The sequence below is a fragment of the Chryseobacterium sp. CFS15 genome (assembly GCF_031118795.1).
Classification (GTDB): domain Bacteria; phylum Bacteroidota; class Bacteroidia; order Flavobacteriales; family Weeksellaceae; genus Chryseobacterium; species Chryseobacterium indoltheticum.
Genome location: NZ_JAVHYL010000007.1, coordinates 88,824 through 106,939, shown reverse-complemented (window position 1 = coordinate 106,939; position 18,116 = coordinate 88,824). Strand labels below are relative to the sequence as shown.

General features: G+C 34.5%; 13 protein-coding genes and 1 riboswitch. Of the genes, 9 read left to right on the top strand and 4 right to left on the bottom strand.

Annotation, left to right across the window (positions count from 1 at the left end; genetic code table 11):
- Positions 1-53: 53 nt before the first annotated feature.
- Together OH814_RS12610 and OH814_RS12605 are read right to left on the bottom strand one after the other, a co-directional pair.
- Complete coding sequence (locus OH814_RS12610) at positions 54-2,180, bottom strand: TonB-dependent receptor domain-containing protein (RefSeq protein ID WP_308828385.1); 2,127 nt, start codon at positions 2,178-2,180, stop codon at positions 54-56.
- Between the two features lie 36 nt (positions 2,181-2,216).
- The gene (locus OH814_RS12605) at positions 2,217-3,065 is read right to left on the bottom strand and encodes a DUF5694 domain-containing protein (RefSeq protein ID WP_308828384.1); all 849 of its coding nucleotides are present in this window, start codon (positions 3,063-3,065) and stop codon (positions 2,217-2,219) included.
- A 168-nt stretch (positions 3,066-3,233) separates the two neighbouring features.
- Here OH814_RS12605 and OH814_RS12600 point away from each other — a divergent pair, with 168 nt between their 5' ends.
- From OH814_RS12600 to OH814_RS12590, 3 genes are read left to right on the top strand one after another with little or no spacing between them, the layout of a single operon-like run.
- Positions 3,234-3,578: a hypothetical protein gene (locus OH814_RS12600; protein ID WP_308828383.1), complete on the top strand. Its 345-nt coding sequence runs from the start codon at positions 3,234-3,236 to the stop codon at positions 3,576-3,578.
- Positions 3,575-4,603, top strand: a complete 1,029-nt coding sequence (locus OH814_RS12595) for a histidine kinase (RefSeq protein WP_308828382.1) — start codon at positions 3,575-3,577, stop codon at positions 4,601-4,603. The genes OH814_RS12600 and OH814_RS12595 overlap by 4 nt, the downstream gene beginning before the upstream one ends.
- A complete protein-coding gene (locus OH814_RS12590; protein ID WP_308828381.1) occupies positions 4,590-5,273 on the top strand; it encodes a LytTR family DNA-binding domain-containing protein in 684 nt (227 codons plus the stop codon). The genes OH814_RS12595 and OH814_RS12590 overlap by 14 nt, the downstream gene beginning before the upstream one ends.
- 50 nt (positions 5,274-5,323) lie before the next feature.
- On the opposite strand, the gene OH814_RS12585 is transcribed toward OH814_RS12590, so the two are convergent.
- On the bottom strand, positions 5,324-7,591 hold the full coding sequence (locus OH814_RS12585; RefSeq protein WP_308828380.1) for an aconitate hydratase: 2,268 nt from the start codon (positions 7,589-7,591) through the stop codon (positions 5,324-5,326).
- Between the two features lie 314 nt (positions 7,592-7,905).
- Positions 7,906-10,686 (bottom strand): bifunctional aconitate hydratase 2/2-methylisocitrate dehydratase, encoded by a 2,781-nt coding sequence (locus OH814_RS12580; protein ID WP_308828379.1) that lies wholly within the window; start codon positions 10,684-10,686, stop codon positions 7,906-7,908.
- Positions 10,687-11,037: 351 nt separating this feature from the next.
- On the opposite strand from OH814_RS12580, the gene OH814_RS12575 reads away from it, so the two are divergent.
- From OH814_RS12575 to OH814_RS12550, 6 genes are all read left to right on the top strand, one after another.
- Positions 11,038-11,805: a WG repeat-containing protein gene (locus OH814_RS12575; RefSeq protein WP_308828378.1), complete on the top strand. Its 768-nt coding sequence runs from the start codon at positions 11,038-11,040 to the stop codon at positions 11,803-11,805.
- A 65-nt stretch (positions 11,806-11,870) separates the two neighbouring features.
- Positions 11,871-11,964: riboswitch (TPP riboswitch) on the top strand.
- A 107-nt stretch (positions 11,965-12,071) separates the two neighbouring features.
- Complete coding sequence (locus OH814_RS12570; RefSeq protein WP_308828377.1) at positions 12,072-14,204, top strand: TonB-dependent receptor plug domain-containing protein; 2,133 nt, start codon at positions 12,072-12,074, stop codon at positions 14,202-14,204.
- Positions 14,205-14,374: 170 nt separating this feature from the next.
- Positions 14,375-15,139, top strand: a complete 765-nt coding sequence (locus tag OH814_RS12565; RefSeq protein ID WP_308828376.1) for a hypothetical protein — start codon at positions 14,375-14,377, stop codon at positions 15,137-15,139.
- The gene (locus OH814_RS12560) at positions 15,127-15,666 is read left to right on the top strand and encodes an acyl-CoA thioesterase (RefSeq protein ID WP_076561967.1); all 540 of its coding nucleotides are present in this window, start codon (positions 15,127-15,129) and stop codon (positions 15,664-15,666) included. The genes OH814_RS12565 and OH814_RS12560 overlap by 13 nt, the downstream gene beginning before the upstream one ends.
- Positions 15,667-15,759: 93 nt before the next feature.
- Positions 15,760-16,710 (top strand): 2-hydroxyacid dehydrogenase, encoded by a 951-nt coding sequence (locus OH814_RS12555; RefSeq protein WP_308828375.1) that lies wholly within the window; start codon positions 15,760-15,762, stop codon positions 16,708-16,710.
- A gap of 128 nt (positions 16,711-16,838) precedes the next feature.
- Positions 16,839-18,101, top strand: a complete 1,263-nt coding sequence (locus OH814_RS12550; RefSeq protein ID WP_308828374.1) for a serine hydrolase domain-containing protein — start codon at positions 16,839-16,841, stop codon at positions 18,099-18,101.
- The last annotated feature ends 15 nt before the right edge of the window (positions 18,102-18,116 follow it).

Here is an 18,116-nt window from a genome sequence, read left to right as displayed (position 1 = left end):
TGTGAGTAAATCTAATCAGTTAGACGATAGAAAATCTTATTTGTTACAAAATTTTATTGCGCTCTGTCTTTTTCCTCAAAACTAATGCTTTTTGTACTCCTTTTCTTTTTATTATTTCCTAATGTGTAGTTGACGTTTAAACGGAAGCTTCTTCCATCCCAATAATTATTAAAATGTTGGCTGTTATCTTTGAAATACATATCACCACGATATTTCTGGGCAAAAACATTGGTTACAGTAGCATTAATCTGTAACTGTTTTTCCATTAATGAAACTTTTATTCCGGAGGTAAGATTAGAAAAATTATGAAAATAGGAATTGACATTTTCATAAGGTAAATCCTGACTATAATTTAGAAAAAAGAAAACTGTTTTGTTTTTATTGATTGTAAAGGTGTTATTGATCGAATAGCTGATCGAATGCCCTTTCTGAGTTTCAGCTTCGATGTTATATACTTTAGAATCTGTGAGCGATCCGTTCAGTGAAAGACTTGTTTCCCAAAATTTGAACAATTTATCTATATAAGAAGCATTAAAACCATAAAAATTATTGTTGTAATAATTAAGATAAGTCCCAATCTGTGAAAGTCCATCGATTAAAGCAACTTGCCCGAAACCATTTTTAAGTTTCAAATAATAAATACTTGCAGAAAATTTACTGTTGTAAGTATATCCCAATTCCAGATTATTAATATATGAAGGAGTCAACAAAGGGTTTCCTGAAGAATAAGAATATGGATTTTCGTACCACCTGAAAGGATTAAGATTGCTCATACTCGGTCGGTTGATTCTTCTTGAATAAGAAAGGCTGAAGACATTTTTATCTTTTTTATAAGAAACAAAAGCCGATGGAAACCACTGTCCGTAATTGTATTTGTTTTCTAAGTTTGTTGAAGGAGTAAAGCTTTGCGCCTGAGTATTTTCATAACGAAGCCCAGCTTTGGTTTCCCAGTGTTCCCCAAAACTTTTGGCATAACTAAAATACGCAGCATAATTTTCTTCTCGATATTCAAATAAATTGGCTCTTTGCAAATCCGGAATGTACTGATTGTTGATGATGTTAAAATATTGCAGATCGGTAGCATTTTTAAACTGATTAAATTTAAGTCCGGTCTCAATTGTACCAAAAGAAAACGGAAGTTCAAGGTCTCCCTGCAAAGAAAAAACCTGTGGCTCAACAATTGATTTTGTATTAACGTTTTGAAGTGAATTGTTACTTAATTTCAATGTTGAAAAGTTAACATCTGTATCGGAATTATTTTTAAAAAAGTTTCCTGCAAAACTCAATTTTTTTCCTAACGAATCTAATTTCAAATCATAATAAGCACTCAAAGTATGAGTTGGAGTTTTTTCACGGTGAAAAGTTTTTGTTAAAAGATTTTCTGCGGATAAGTCGGTGTTTACATTTCGTGTTTCGTTTACAATATCCATCCCGGATTTCTGATGAGAAAAAATATATTCTATTCCGATTTCGGAGTTTTTGTTGAGCTTGTACGAAAAATTTAGGTTAGGCGTTAATTCTTTCCACATATCTTTTCTTACAGAACGGCTGTAATTTTGGGAAGCACCTAAAATACTGTAGTTTTCTTCTGAACGCTTTGCTCCGTCTGCATAGCTTGTTTTTAAAGATAAGCTTAGTTTTTCAGTCTGATAATTTAATGTCCCAGTCGAATTTCCGCCTGAATATGTCCTTTGGTTCAATCCTGTATTTACTGAGCCACTCCAACCTAAGTTTGGATTTTTCTTAAGGATAATATTGATCAATCCACTGTTTCCCTGAGCTTCATATTTTGCAGGTGGAGTAGTGATTACTTCTATTTTGGCAATATTTTCCGAGCGTATCGTTTTCAGATAATTAATAAGATTCGTTCCTGAAAGATTCAGCATTCTTCCGTTGACCATTACATTGACACTGCTTTTTCCGGTAATGGATAAATTTCCTAAATTCTCGTCTACCTTCAGCATCGGAACATTGGCTAAGGTTTCTGCGCCATCCATTCCTTGTGAAGCTACAGAAGCTTCAACATTAAAGATAAGTCTGTCAGCCTTTCTTTCAAGAAGAAGTTTTTTCTTGCCCTCAATCGTAACAGATTCTATAGTTTTCAGTTGTAAAGTGTCTTGTTTTTGAGCAAAAGAAGAAATATATAACAAGGAAACAGCAATGATGAATGTCTTTTTCATGAGAAATGAATGGTTTAGATTGATGAGGTAAAAAGATTATTTTTTTGAATCTAAGTTTGAAAATTCAACATATTCATATTCTGGCGAAGAGGTAAAAAGCTGTCTGAGAACGGTAGCATGACCATTTCCTGCAATCACCAAAATTCTGTCTTCTGCATTTTTTGGAATGTCCTGTATTTTTCTGAACATTCTAAGATTTCTGTTGTACCAATATAGAGCTAGAAGATCTGCACCGTCGTGTTCTCTCAATTTAAAATCGCCTGTCAAATACGCTCCATATTCGTATTGATGATATTCTTTGCTGTTCATATATTTGAACATATCAAGAAGAGATTTGAAGTTTTTTCGCTCAGTATTTTTAATAAAAGTATTGTATTGCTTAGAAATACGGTCGTCACTTAAGAAATCATAATCTTTAAGCATATTTTTAAAATATACTGAATCTCTCTTACCAAATTTTTCTGTAAAATCATCTAAAACGGAATTCGCATCAATGCTGTATAATTCATTAATTTTAAGTTCTGTTGCGATGCGCATTGCCAGTTGGTAACGCTCGTCTCTTTGATCTCTGTATTTCCCGTCTTTATATTCTTTTAATTTTTCGTTGGCTTTCCAATCTGACCAAGCTTCAATGGCGATTTTTGTAGGCTTAAATTTTTTAATGTAATTAACAAGTTCTGTTACTTCAGCGGCTGTTTGGGGTTCTAAAACATCTACCTGGTCACTTTTTTTTGTTTTATGCGCATCTTGATTGGGATAGTCAAAATGAAATGAACCGACAACCAAGACTTTGGTCTTAGGATCAGGAAAATATTCTGAAGGTTTTTTCTGCCCGAATAAGAATGTTGACATTGTAATTAACACGATTAATATTGATGTTTTCATAATAATTTGTTTTAAATATTTTTTACAAATTTAGATTTCACCACGATTTGATAAAACAGCGTTTCGATCAAGTGGAAAATATATCAGTTTAAAATATTTTCATCGGAAAAAAAGAGTGTTTGTAGATTTTGGAAAGTCTGGTTATGCTATTGTATTTATTTTTGGTGAATGAAAAATATAATTCTCGTTTTAAGTTTCATTTTGATGCAATCCTTTGCCAATCATAGGGTAGATGTTTGGAAAACAATTACGATTGCTCCGAACGAAAGCATTAACATTAATAAAGTAAAAGCGCCAGTAACTTTAGAAATAAAAAATCTTTCGGATAAAAAGATAGCTTTAGTTTCTGGGCTGAAAATACCTTCTGAAGTTTTGGGTAAGTCTGAATTTAAATACAGACTGCCTAAAAAAAGCACGTTGAAATTAGAGAACAGAAATACAGTTCCGGTTTCTATATATTTGCATTATTACTCTTCTCAAGCAATCATCGTTAACGACAAAGAATTAAAATGAAAAAAAAGCAAATCATCTTTTTGCATCTTTTATATTGGTTATTTTTTATTTATTACCAATTTAGATTTGCATTTGTACCGGAAGATTCAAATGTAGAACTTCAAAGTTATATTTTAAGTTATTCTTTTCTATTCGTTAATCTGGTAACTTTTTATGCTAATTATTTCATTTTAATGCCTTTTGTATATAAGAAGCAGAAAATGTATGCAATCATTGGCGGGATTGTAAGTATAATTTTGTTTTTTAGTTTGTTACGATATTCTATCGAAGAGGTGCTTTTTCCTATTATTTTTGGTTTTAGAAATTATAATGAGAAAACAACGTTAGTTTACTATATTTATGATAATATTTTCTTCAGTTACAATGCTATTTTTGTGGCTACTTTAATTTGGTTATTGAATAATGCATTAAAAACAGAAAGAGAAAAGCGTCAGTTAATTGAAGAAAATAAAAATTCGCAACTTCAGGCCTTAAAAACACAAATCAATCCGCATTTTATTTTTAATACTTTAAATAATATTTATGCTTTAGTCTATCAAAATTCAGATAAAGCGTTGCCTGCCATTGAAGAATTAGGACAATTGTTAAGATACAGCACAAAAGATCTTGAGAAAGATTTTATTAGTTTAGATAAAGAAGTCGGATATTTAGACAGTTTAATCGCTTTAGAAAAATTGAGAATTAAAAATCCTGAATTATTAAATGTTGAAAAAAAGCTGTCACATCCGAAACTCAACATTTCGCCAATGCTTTTAGTTCCGTTTGTTGAAAACGCTTTCAAACATGGAGATTTTAGAAATAAAGGTTTTGAAATGAAAATTTCAGATAACAATAAAGTTCTGCATTTTTATCTTTTAAATTACAAAAAAGAGAAGATGAAAGACGTTATTTCCGGAATCGGGATTGAAAATGTAAGAAAAAGGCTTGAAATTTTATACCCTAAAAAATACGAACTGAAAATAATTGAAACTGAAACGGATTTTACCGTAGATTTAAAGATTGATCTGAAGAATGAAGAAAATTAAATGCATTATTGTTGATGATGAGCCATTGGCTGTTTCGCTACTCGAAAATTATGTTGAGAAAATTCCGTTTCTTGAGCTTGTTTTCTCGTCAGAAAATCCAATTGAAGCTTTAGAATTTATTCAGAAAAATGCTACAGATCTTGTTTTTTTGGATATTCAAATGCCGGAATTAACGGGAATCAATTTCATGAAAATTGTTGGTAATAAAATGAAATATATTCTTACGACCGCATATTCCGAATACGCTTTGGAAGGATATGATCACAATATTGTTGATTACCTTTTAAAACCGATTTCTTTCGATCGTTTTAATAAAAGTGTTTTGAAGGCTCGGGAGCGTTTCCCTTTAGCAGAAGCTAGTGAACTCGGTCATTTCTTCGTAAAATCTTCCGGTCACCAACATCGTATTAATTTTGACGACATTCTGTATGTGGAAAGTATTAAAGATTATGTCAACATCAAAACCGAATCTCAGGAATACATTGTTTTAGATACTTTAAAATCGCTCGAAAATCAGCTTCCGGCGAAGTTTGTAAGGGTTCATAAGTCTTTTATTTTAAATGTAGATAAAGTGAAAAGCTTGAATTCGAAGAAGATAATTATAAATTCTGAACAAGAAATCCCGATCGGAGAAATGTATAGAACGAATTTTTTAGATAAACTGAAATAAAAAAGCAACTTCATGTGAAGTTGCTTTTTGTATATATTAAAAAACTAAAATTAGTTTTCCTGTTGTTTAATTAAATTCAAAGCAGAACCAGCTTTAAACCAATCAATCTGTTGAGCATTATAGGTATGGTTTGCCATAACAATGTCTTTAGTTCCGTCTGTATGAATGAATTCTAAAGTCAACTGTTTTCCCGGAGCAAACTGATCCAAATCTAGGAAATTTACAACGTCATCTTCCTGAACTTTATCGTAATCAGCTTCATCCGCAAATGTAATTCCCAACATTCCCTGTTTTTTAAGGTTTGTTTCATGAATTCTGGCAAATGATTTTACCAAGACTGCTTTTACACCAAGATGTCTAGGCTCCATTGCAGCGTGTTCTCTGGAAGAACCTTCACCGTAGTTTTGGTCTCCGACAACAATCGTAGGAATTCCTGCGGCTTTGTAAGCTCTTTGTACAGCCGGAACTTCACCGTATTCACCAGTTAATTCACTCTTAACGTGGTTGGTTTCCATGTTGTAGGCATTTACGGCACCGATCAACATGTTGTTTGAAATATTATCGAGGTGACCTCTGTATTTCAACCAAGGTCCCGCCATAGAAATATGGTCGGTGGTACATTTTCCGAAAGCTTTTATTAAAACTCGTGCACCGGTAATATTTTTGCCGTCCCAAGCCGGGAATTCTTCAAGTAACTGAAGTCTGTCTGAAGTTGGGCTTACATTGACCTGAACACTGGATCCGTCTTCCGATGGTGCCTGATAACCGTTATCATCCACCGCAAATCCTTTTGGTGGTAATTCAGAGCCGCTTGGTTCATTCAGTTTTATTTGTTCTCCGTTTTCAGCGATTAGCGTATCTGTAATTGGGTTGAAATCTAATCTTCCCGAAATTGCAATAGCAGCAACCATTTCAGGAGAAGCTACGAATGCGTGAGTGTTAGGGTTTCCGTCAGCTCTTTTCGCGAAGTTTCTGTTGAAAGAGTGAATGATAGAGTTTTTCTCACCTTTATCAGCACCTTCTCTGTCCCATTGCCCAATACAAGGTCCGCAAGCGTTTGTAAAGATTCTTGTATTTTCAAACTTTCTGAAAGAATCTAGGAAACCATCTCTTTCTGCTGTGAATTTCACCTGCTCAGAACCCGGATTAATTCCCAAAATTGCTTTTGGTTTTACCCCTTTTGCTACTGCATCTTCAACAATGGAAGCTGCTCTAGACAAATCTTCATATGAAGAGTTGGTACAAGAACCAATTAATGCCCATTCAACTTCTATCGGCCACCCATTTGCGATTGCTTTTTCTCTAAATTCAGATACAGGTGTTGCCAAATCTGGTGTGAAAGGTCCGTTTAAATGTGGAGTCAATTCAGAAAGGTTAATTTCTATTAATTGATCAAAATATTGTTCAGGGTTTGCATATACTTCAGCATCACCCGTTAAATGTTCAGCAATTTTGTCGGCTGCATCTACAACGTCCTGTCTTCCGGTAGAAGCAAGGTATCTTCTCATAGAATCGTCATATCCGAAAGTAGAAGTCGTGGCACCCACTTCAGCACCCATGTTACAGATTGTACCTTTACCAGTTGCTGAAAGAGATTCTGCTCCTTCTCCAAAATATTCTACGATACATCCGGTACCTCCTTTTACGGTAAGAATTCCGGCAACTTTTAGAATAACATCTTTAGCGGAAGTCCAGCCAGACATTTTTCCGGTTAATTTTACACCGATTAATTTAGGCATTTTTAATTCCCAAGCCATTCCTGCCATTACGTCTACCGCATCAGCACCACCAACTCCAATGGCAACCATTCCAAGACCTCCTGCGTTTACCGTATGAGAGTCAGTTCCGATCATCATTCCTCCCGGAAATGCGTAGTTTTCTAAGACAACCTGGTGAATAATTCCGGCTCCCGGTTTCCAGAAACCGATACCGTATTTATCACAAACCGAACTTAAAAAGTTAAAAACTTCAGAGTTTTTATTAATTCCTTCCTGTAAATCTGCTTCTGCACCTACTCTTGCCTGAATCAGGTGATCGGCATGAGCGGTTGAAGGAACGGCTACCTTAGCTTTTCCAGCCTGCATAAATTGTAAAAGTGCCATTTGCGCAGTGGCATCCTGCATTGCAACTCTGTCCGGAGCGAAATCCACGTAAGAATTTCCTCTTTCGTATTCTTGTGTTGCATTTCCTTCCCACAAGTGTGTGTAAAGAATTTTTTCTGAAAGTGTCAATGGTTTTCCTGTAATTTGTCTTGCTGCAGCAATTCTTTCAGGATAACGCTCGTACACTTTTTTGATCATGTCAATGTCGAAAGTCATATCTTAATTTAATTTTTCTATTTTTTCATAAGTTTTCCTATTCTTTAAATTAGATTTAAGAAGGAAAAAATATACCATAATTCATTCATCAAATACTATTCCTCTGATCCATAAGATGAGATAAATATGATGAATGATTGAGATTATTTATACCTATCAAGTTAAGGAAAAATAAAATTTGAATCGTTGACATAAGTTAAAATAATTTAAGTTGCTCTTAAATGGAAACATTCTAAACAAAAATGGAAGACTTCAAAAAGAAATCTTCCATTTTAATTATTTGAAATAGTCTTTCGACTACAATTTAAAATCTATTAGTGACCAACGGTAACCAATTCTTTGATAGATGGAACGAAAGTCGTTAAATCGATACCTTCAACTGCTGCTTTATACTCATCAATATTTGGAATTCTTCCAATTATTGCAGACAATACAACAACCGGAGTCGATGCTAATAAAGATTCACCTTTTTTGCGTTCTGAATCTTCCACAACTCTTCCTTGGAAAAGACGAGTAGAAGTTGCCAAAACAGTATCTCCTTTTTCAGCTTTTTCCTGGTTACCCATACAAAGGTTACAACCTGGACGCTCAAGATACATCATATTTTCATACTGAGTACGAGCCTCACCTTTCGGAGCACTATCATTAAATTCAAAACCGGAATATTTTTCTAATAATTCCCAGTCACCTTCAGCCTTTAATTCATCAATGATATTATAAGTAGGAGCCGCTACAACCAATGGTGCATTAAATTCTACTTTACCATTTTTCTGTTCAAGATTTCTCAACATCTGAGAAACGATTTTCAAATCCCCTTTGTGAACCATACAAGAACCTACGAAACCAAGGTCAACTTTTTTCTCACCGCCGTAGAAAGTAAGGTCTCTGATGGTATCATGAGTGTATCTTTTAGAAACGTCGTCATTGTTTACATCCGGGTCAGCAATCATTGGCTCAACGATGATGTCTAGGTCAACAACTACTTCTGCATAATATTTTGCATTAGCATCCGGAGTCAACGCTGGTTTGTCACCAGTTCTGATTTCCTCGATTCTCTTGTTTGCTTTGTTAATTAGACCTTGAAGAACGTGATTGTGATTATCCATTCCTTTGTTAATCATGATCTGGATTCTGCTTTTCGCAATTTCCAATGATTCAATCAAAGTATCGTCTTCAGAAATACAGATTGAAGCTTTCGCTTTCATTTCTGCAGTCCAGTCTGTGAATGTAAACGCTTGGTCAGCCGGAAGTGTTCCGATGTGAACTTCGATAATTCTACCTTGGAAAACATTTTCTCCGTCAAATTGCTTCAACATCTGAGCCTGAGTTGCGTGAACTACATCACGGAAATCCATATGCTCTTTCATATCACCTTTGAAAGTTACTTTTACAGATTCAGGAATCGGCATTGAAGCTTCACCTGTTGCCAAAGCAAGAGCTACAGTTCCGGAGTCGGCTCCGAAAGCAACACCTTTAGACATTCTTGTGTGAGAGTCGCCTCCTATGATGATTGCCCATTCGTCAACCGTAATATCATTAAGAACTTTGTGAATAACGTCTGTCATTGCATGATATTCACCTTTCGGGTCACGAGCTGTGATCACTCCGAAATCGTTCATGAATTTCATTAATTTAGGAATATTAGCCTGTGCTTTTTTATCCCAAACTGAAGCAGTGTGACAACCAGACTGATAAGCTCCGTCTACGATCGGAGAAATCACGGTTGCTGCCATAGATTCCAATTCCTGAGAAGTCATCAAACCTGTCGTGTCCTGAGAACCAACAATGTTTACTTCTACACGAACGTCTGAACCTGCGTGTAATAATTTACCTTCAGTAACACCTACTGCATTTCTGTTGAAGATTTTTTCAACAGCCGTCAAACCTTGTCCTTCAATAGAAATTTCTTTAGAAGGAGCGAAAACTGCAGGAGCTGTAATTCCTAAAGTTTTTGCAGCAAAAGTTTGAATTTTTTTACCAAAAACAATGGCGTAAGAACCACCCGCTTTGATGAATTCTAATTTTTGAGGAGTAAATGATTTTGAAATATCTTTCAATTCAACATCTCCGTTGTATAATTTCTTTTCTTTGGTGTTGATGGTAAGAACGGTTCCTGTAGCAACAGAATATTTTTCTTCCAAAACAATGTCGCCATTTTCATTACGAAGAGGGTTTCCGTTTTCGTCAACTTTTTTCACCCAGTTTTGTAGGTCAATTCCGATACCTCCGGTTACATCAACAGTTGTTAAGAAAATTGGAGAAATACCATTTGTTCCCGCTACAATCGGGGCGATATTTACGAATGGTACGTAAGGGCTTGCTTGTTTCCCTGTCCAAAGTGCAACGTTGTTTACACCCGACATACGAGAAGAACCAACTCCCATTGTTCCTTTTTCTGCGATAAGCATTACGCTTGCATCAGGATGTTTTGCCTGTAAAGCCTTAATTTCTTCCTGAGCTTCAGGGGTAATCATACATTTCCCATGCAATTCTCTGTCTGAACGAGAGTGTGCCTGATTTCCGGGAGACAATAAATCTGTTGAAATGTCACCTTCACCAGCGATGAATGTTACTACTTTAATTTCTTCTGCAACTTCCGGAAGTTTAGTAAAAAACTCTGCTTTTGCATAGCTTTCAAGAATATCTTTAGCGATTACGTTACCAGATTCGAAAGATGCTTTCAAACGTGCTGTGTCAGCATCGTATAAGTAAACCTGAGTTTTAAGAACTTCAGCAGCCGGTTTTGCAGTTGCCTCATCATTTCCTAAAGCTAAATCAAGTAAAACCCCAATTGAAGGTCCGCCTTTCATATGAGATAGTAATTCGAAAGCGTAAGTTGGAGTAATTTCTTCAACCACAGATTCGCCAAGAATAATTTCCTTTAAAAACTTAGCCTTTACGCCTGCAGCACTTGTGGTACCCGGCAAAGTATTATAAATAAAAAATTTAAGAGAATCAGCTCTATATTCGTTTGCTGTATCTTTAATCTGCTCAATAATTGCGCTTAATAGATCTGCGCCGTCAATTGGTTTTGGGTGAAGCCCCTGATTTTTTCTTTCTTCGATTTCTTGGATGTAATCCTGATAAATATTCATAATTCTAGAAGTCTTTTCATTTTAAATGCGCCTTCGGGATGTAATGAGATTCCTAATACGCATCACTTTCAAATAGTTTGACGATTTATTCGTAAATCTTTCTAAGTTTGTTATCGGAAATTGAAGCTGTCTATTGAAAATCTTTTCTGATATAAAAATTTAACAGATAAGAACTGATGTTATTTTTTTAGATTTATCAAAAAAATCTTCAAAATTTAGTTTTCCGTTATTAAACACTTGAAAATGTTTCCAAATTTACGAAATTTTACTATTTTGTAAGGTTGAAATTATTTAGATTCTTTATAAATATGAATTTTATATTTTCTATTTTTGACACAAAATAAACATACAATGATTTTAAGGAAATTGAAGTTGGGTTTTTTGATAACATGTTCTGTTTTTGCTTTTTCGCAATCTAAACCTTTGAAAAAAAGCAATGTAAGTGTATCTAAAAAAGCTGTAAAATCAAATATTGTTAAAAATACTGTAACAAAACTTCCAGTAGTTAATGAGGAGTTGCCATTGCTGATTCCGCAAAAAAAGAACGGAAAATCCGGGTTTGTCAATCAAAAAGGGAAATTTATAATTCAGCCGGAATATGATTTGGTGATGTTTTTTGGTGAAGATTGTAATCTTTTAAACTCGCCTAACGAGAAAGTTAAAAAGTTCGGAAGCGGAGATTTTGCTACTGTAGAAAAGGGCGGTATTGCGTTTAGAATTAATAAATCAGGAAAAAGAGTTTACCAATATAATAGTAATGATCTGGGAAGATGCCAGCAAGAATTGAAAAAAGCATTGTTTCATGCTTATATTCTTAGTGGAAAGTATGGAATTATCGAAGATTCGAAGTTTAAAAATCCATCAGACCGCAATCAGTTTACCATTTATCCAAGTTACCAGTATCTTTACATTTTGGAGGGCGACGACACGTCGAATCCTATGATCATAGCAACGTATAACGATAAATTTGGTGTAATTGATGTTAATAACAAAATCATTATTCCATTTGAATATTCAGATATAAAAAGAAATTACAGCTGGAAATTGGGGAAAATGTTTGAAGTCACAAAAGATGATAAAAATTATTATTATATAGATTCTTACAACCGATCTTATTAGTTTTAGTGTGAAATTAAATCCCAAATCAAAATATTTTTAATTCACATATTTTTAGTAATTTTGCCGCTGAAATAAAGGGGTGCTCCAGTCGGGGCTGAGATTATACCCAATGAACCTGGAACGGGTAATGCTGTTTAGGGAAACATTCATTATAATTGATGAATGATAAATGATAAACTATAAATTAAATCACTTATCAATCATAATTTATCGATTATAAATATAGTCGCCCCTTTTATTCCATTAAATTTTTAAAATTTATAAGAATGAAAGGATTATTTTTTTTAGGGCTTACCGCAAGTTCATTGAGTTTTGCTCAAACTCTAAATAATGATTCTCTGAAAATCAGAGAAATTGAAGCCGTCAACTTTACCAGAAGACTTCCCGTTGCTAAAGAAATCATCAATGTACAGAAAGATCTTGACGGACGAAATCTCGGGCAGGATCTTCCTATTCTCTTAAAAAATCAAACTTCAATTATTTCTACTTCTGATGCCGGAAACGGAGTCGGCTACACGGGATTTAGGATTCGTGGAGTTGCCGGGAGAGGGATTAATGTGATGATGAATGGTGTTCCGTTCAACGATTCTGAAAGCCAGGGAACTTTCTTTGTTAATGTTCCGGATCTTACCAGCTCGGCTTCACAAATCGTGATTCAAAGGGGTGTGGGGACTTCCAATAACGGAGTTTCTGCCTTTGGCGCAAGTATCAATGTGATTTCTAAAGAGCCTGAAGAAAAATTTTATATTAAAACAGATGACAGCTACGGGTCATTTAACACTTATAAATATTCAGCTGAAGTAGGTTCCGGTAAATTCTGGAAAGACCGTCTTTCTGTGATGGGAAGATATTCATATATTCATTCTGATGGGTATATAGACAGAGCTTTTTCAGATTTAAATTCTTACAATTTCACAGCCTTATTTGAAGAAGGAAAAACAAAACTTCGCTTGATGGCCTTTGGAGGAAAAGAAAAAACGTATCAGGCCTGGAACGGAATCGACAGGCAAACCTGGGAAACAACTCCTAAACTGAACTATTCTGGTCAGTATACAGATCTTTTTACAGGCGAGGAAAAATTTTATGATAACGAAACCGATAATTACAGACAAAATCATTATCAGTTTTTATGGGAACAAAACATCAACGAACGCTGGAATCTTGAAACGACTCTTCATTATACTAAAGGAAGAGGGTTTTATGAAAATTACGTAAGAGTAAACGAAGAAGATGAGGAAGCAACACATTATTCCAATTACAATCTTCCGGTATTCGAATTGAATGGAGCTCCTGTAAATCAAACCGATTTTATCAGAAAAAAATGGTTGAATAATGATTTTTATGGCTTGGTTTCTACTTTGTATGGGAAATTTGAAAATCTAGATTTGAATTTCGGATTGGTTGGAAATCAGTATTACGGAAGACATTATGGGAATGTTACCGGAGTGTATTTTCCAAATATTGATGAATATGAATATTACCGTAATCGTTCGGTGAAAACTGAAGTTGCAGCTTTTGCCAAAGCATTAATCAAAGTGAATGATTTTGAATTCTTTGGAGATCTTCAGTTGAGAAATATTGATTATGATACAAAGATATTAATGGAAGGTGATGGAGAAGGCGCTAATCTTAATGAAAACTGGTTATTTTTTAATCCAAAAGCAGGAGTTAATTATAAACTAGGAAACGGAAAAGTTTTCTTCTCTTATGCTCATGCGCAACGCGAGCCCAATCGTGATGATCTAATATCAAACAATGATGTGAAATCAGAAAAACTACATGATTTTGAAGCAGGAATTGAAAAGCAATTTGGAAAAGTCGCTTTTACAGCCAATCTTTATTATATGTATTATCTGAATCAGCTGGTTCTGAATGGGCAGATCAGTAATATCGGAGAGTTTATCAGAACCAATTCCGGGAAAAGTTACAGAAGAGGTTTAGAAATTGGAGCTTTGGCAAAACTTTCAAAACAATGGGAGATTTCTGGAAACGTAAGTGTAAGCCAAAACAGAAATCTTGATTTCAGAATTAAAAATAAAAAAGAAATTACCGAGCTTGGGAATACAGAAATTTCTTTTTCACCCAATTTGATTGCCAATCTTAGTCTGAAATACACCCCAACTAAGAATTTCCAATTGGCATTGATGAATCAGTATGTAGGGAAGCAATATCTTGATAATACAGAAACTCAGAGTTTACAGCTTGCCGATTATCTTCTTACAGATTTTAATGCGCAATATGACTTTAAAATTGCAAAACATGAGGTTGCTTTAAAGCTTTTGGTTAATAATATTTTTAATCAGAAATATGTAAACAACGGTTACGTTTACAATGGTCCTGTTTATTTTTCTCAGGCAGGAACCAACTTCATGTTCGGAATCAGCTGGAAAATCCAATAATTAAAATTCGACACCATTTCATATCATTATATTTCAAGTAAAGTTCAGATTAAATTTTTTAAAGACTGTTTCGGCAGTCTTTTTTAGTTTTAATTTTTAACTTATTGCTTATTATACATTATAAATAAATCTCTCAAAAAGTCACGAAAAAGTCATAAATTTGCCACCAAATGAATATTTCAGCTTACATTTTAGACTATCTGAAGCAATTTGGAACCGTTACCGTTCCAAAGTTTGGTGTATTTTCTCTGGAAAATTCTAAAGCGGTCATCAACTCAGAAAACGGAAGTATTCTTCCTCCTTCTTCAAAAATAGCATTCCATTCTGATTATCAGGTTTTATCTGACGATTTGATAGGATTTATCAGCAATAAAAAAGCAATTTCAAAAGAAGCTGCGGAGAATGAATTGCAGATTCAGACAGATTTTTGGAAGAAAAAACTTCAGGCCGAGCAGGTTTTGGAGATTCAGAATTTAGGAACTGTTTTTATTGAAGACGGCCAGCTCCATTTCAAAGGAAATCGCCTGGAATCTGATCATCCGGATTTTTATGGTTTGGAAGAAATTCGTTTTTCTGATATCAACGAAGGAGAATCTTTCGAGAGCCCTGTAAACAAAGAGAAAGATTATAAGTTTAATAAATCTATTCTTTGGATTTTCCTTTTCATCATTCCGGTTTTGGGGATATTGTATGTAGGATATACTCAACAGGAACTTCTCTTCGGGAAAAAATCTTTTGATGATGTTTCGGTGCAAACCAAAACGAAGAGAATTGAAAAGAAAATGCTGGTAAAAATAGATTCGGCGCAGATAAAAAAAGCAGATTCTGTAAAAGCTTTTAGAGCGGATTCTTTAAGAAAAGATTCAATAAAACAGGCTGCAAAAACTTGGAAACCCAATTCCAGTAAAAGTAAATCAAAAAAATGGCAAAAATAAAAAAAGCGTCAGAATCTTTGACGATAATGACCAATATCGTACTTCCCAATGATACCAACCAGCTTAGAAATCTTTTTGGAGGTGAGTTGTTGGCAAGAATGGATCGTTGTGCTTCCATTTCGGCAACCAGACATTGCGAAAGAAGAGTGGTGACAGCTTCTGTAAACCATGTTTCATTCGACCATCCTATTCCGGAAGGAGGTATTGTTGTAATGGAATCTAAAGTTTCTCGTGCATTTTCTACATCGATGGAGATTTATGTAGATGTTTGGTTAGACGATCCGATTAATCACAAAAAGATTCAGACCAATAAAGGTATTTACACTTTTGTGGCGGTTGATGAATTCAACAGACCAATCCCAATTCCAGATATGGAGCCGGAAACTGATGTTGAAAAAGAACGTTATGCTGCAGCATTGAGAAGAAAAGAACTTTCTTTAATTCTTTCCGGAAGAATGAAGCCTTCGGATTCTGTGGAGCTTAAAAAATTGTTCCAGGAACAGCCACAACCAGAAACGGATAAATAATTGTTTTATATCTTAAATGCTTTTAATTTTGTTGAGTGTAATGCCTCTGCAAACTTAAAAGCATTTATTTTTTTGATTCTAAATGTTTAAGCTATGAAAATCCTTCTTTTAGATAAAAACCATCCCCTTATTACAGAACAGCTTTTAGCTAAAAACTTTATTTTAGAAGAAGATTTTACGTCTTCATATGATGAGGTTTGTGATAAAATTCAAAATTATGATGGGGTAATTATTCGAAGCAGAATTCCTTTAGATGAAAACTTTTTAGAAAAAGCAACTCACCTAAAATTCATTGCAAGAGTAGGAGCGGGCATGGAAAATATTGATATTCCTGTTGCTGAAAGATTGGGAATTCAATTGATTAATTCTCCTGAAGGAAACAGAGATTCTGTTGCCGAGCATATGGTGGGAATGTTATTGATTCTAATGAACCGTCTTTTCATCGCTTCAAATGAAGTGAAAGAAGGAATTTGGCTGCGTGAAGAAAACCGTGGTGATGAATTGTTGGGGAAAACAGTTGGTCTTATCGGTTATGGAAATATGGGAAAAGCTACCGCAAAAAGACTTTCGGGTTTCGGCTGTAAGGTGATTTTTCATGATATTCTTCCGGGTCTTTCAGATGAATTTGCAACGCAGGTTTCTTTGGAAGAGCTAAAACAAAAAGCAGAAGTTTTAAGCTTACATATTCCCATGACAAATGAAACTCATTATTTAATTGACTCAACGTTTATTAATGAAATGAAAAATGAGTTCTATTTTGTGAATACGGCAAGAGGAAAAAATGTAGAAACGAAATATTTAGTTGAAGCGTTGAAGTCAGGAAAGGTAAAAGGTGCATGTCTTGATGTTTTAGAATATGAGAAAGCTTCTTTTGAAAAATTAGATACTTCGACCTCGCTCAGCACAAGAGAAAATGAAGATCTGCAATATCTTTTAGACTCAGAAAAAGTAATCGTAACCCCTCATATCGCAGGATGGACCCATCAAAGCAAGGAAAAGCTGGCGCAGGTGATTGTAGATAAAATTATAGCATCGTTTGGCTAGTTTAAAAATCAGCAAATTAGATTACTCTTTTGGGGTGTGAAATTTTGTGTTAAATAATTCATAATTGATAACGGCCTTTTCATATTTGAATAGAGTTTTGTTAAATTGCCGTTCATTTTTTTGATCTCATGAAGAAGTTAAACCTTGTATTTATTACTACTCTATTTTTATTCCTGTTTTCTTGTAAAAATAAATCTGAAAAAAATTCTGAAGCAGCAGAATCTACGACCAATCTTCCCAATTACGGAAATGTAGATTTAACCAAAGTGTTTGCTTCCGGAGATTTTAATCTTGTAGATAAAGATTATGCGGTAAATTATATCGACCAATATTATAAGAAGGTTTGGGAAAGAGGTAATTTGAGTGGGAGCTTTTTGGTCGCACAAGGAGATCAGATTTTATATGAAAATTACAGAGGTTTTGCACGAGAGGGCAATCAAAATCCTATAAACAAAAATACACCGTTGCATGTTGCTTCCGTTTCAAAAACGATGACAGCAATGGCAATGATGAAATTAATTGAGGCCGGAAAAATAAAGCTTTCCGACCATTTGACGCAATTCTTTCCTGGATTTCCTTATCCGAATGTAACAGTTCAGACTTTATTAGACCAAAGAAGCGGTCTTCCAAAATACGAATACTTCATTACCAAAATTCATCCGGCTCCTGCAGAACTTTCAAAAACTTACATTACCAATCAGGATGTTTTGAATATGATCATCAAATACAAACCTGAGCTGGCAAGAGATACCGATACTGGTTTTATGTATTGCAATACCAATTTTGCGCTTTTAGCTTTATTGATTGAAAAGGTTACTAAAACTCCTTTTCCGCAGGCGATGCAAGAAATGGTTTTTACACCATTGAAAATGAATAATACCTATATCTTTCAGGAAAAAGATATTCCTACCGCGTCGCAGTCATTTTATTATGGTGGAAATAAGTTGTATCCTTTAGATCGTTTAGATCTTATTTATGGGGATAAAAATGTGTATACAACGCCAAGAGATCTTTATAATTTTTCTAAAGCCATGTTTTCTAAAGATTTTTTAAAGCCGGAATTGATGCAGATGATTTTTGCGCCTTACAGCAATGAAAAGGCCGGACAAAACAATTATGGTCTAGGCTTTAGAATGAAAATTTTTGATAACGGAGAAAAACTAACCTATCATAACGGTTGGTGGCACGGCACAAATTCTGTTTTTGCTCACCTTTTAAAATCAAAAGTTACTATTATAGCTATCGGAAATAAATATTCGGGTAAAGTTTATTCGGCTCTGGCTTTGTCGGGTCTGTTTGAAGATTTTCCACCTCAGAAAGATAAGCTTCACAGCATTATGAATGATAATCAGGACACTTTGAAAACAGGAACTGAAGTTTTTGGAGAATAATGTTTATTTTTGCTC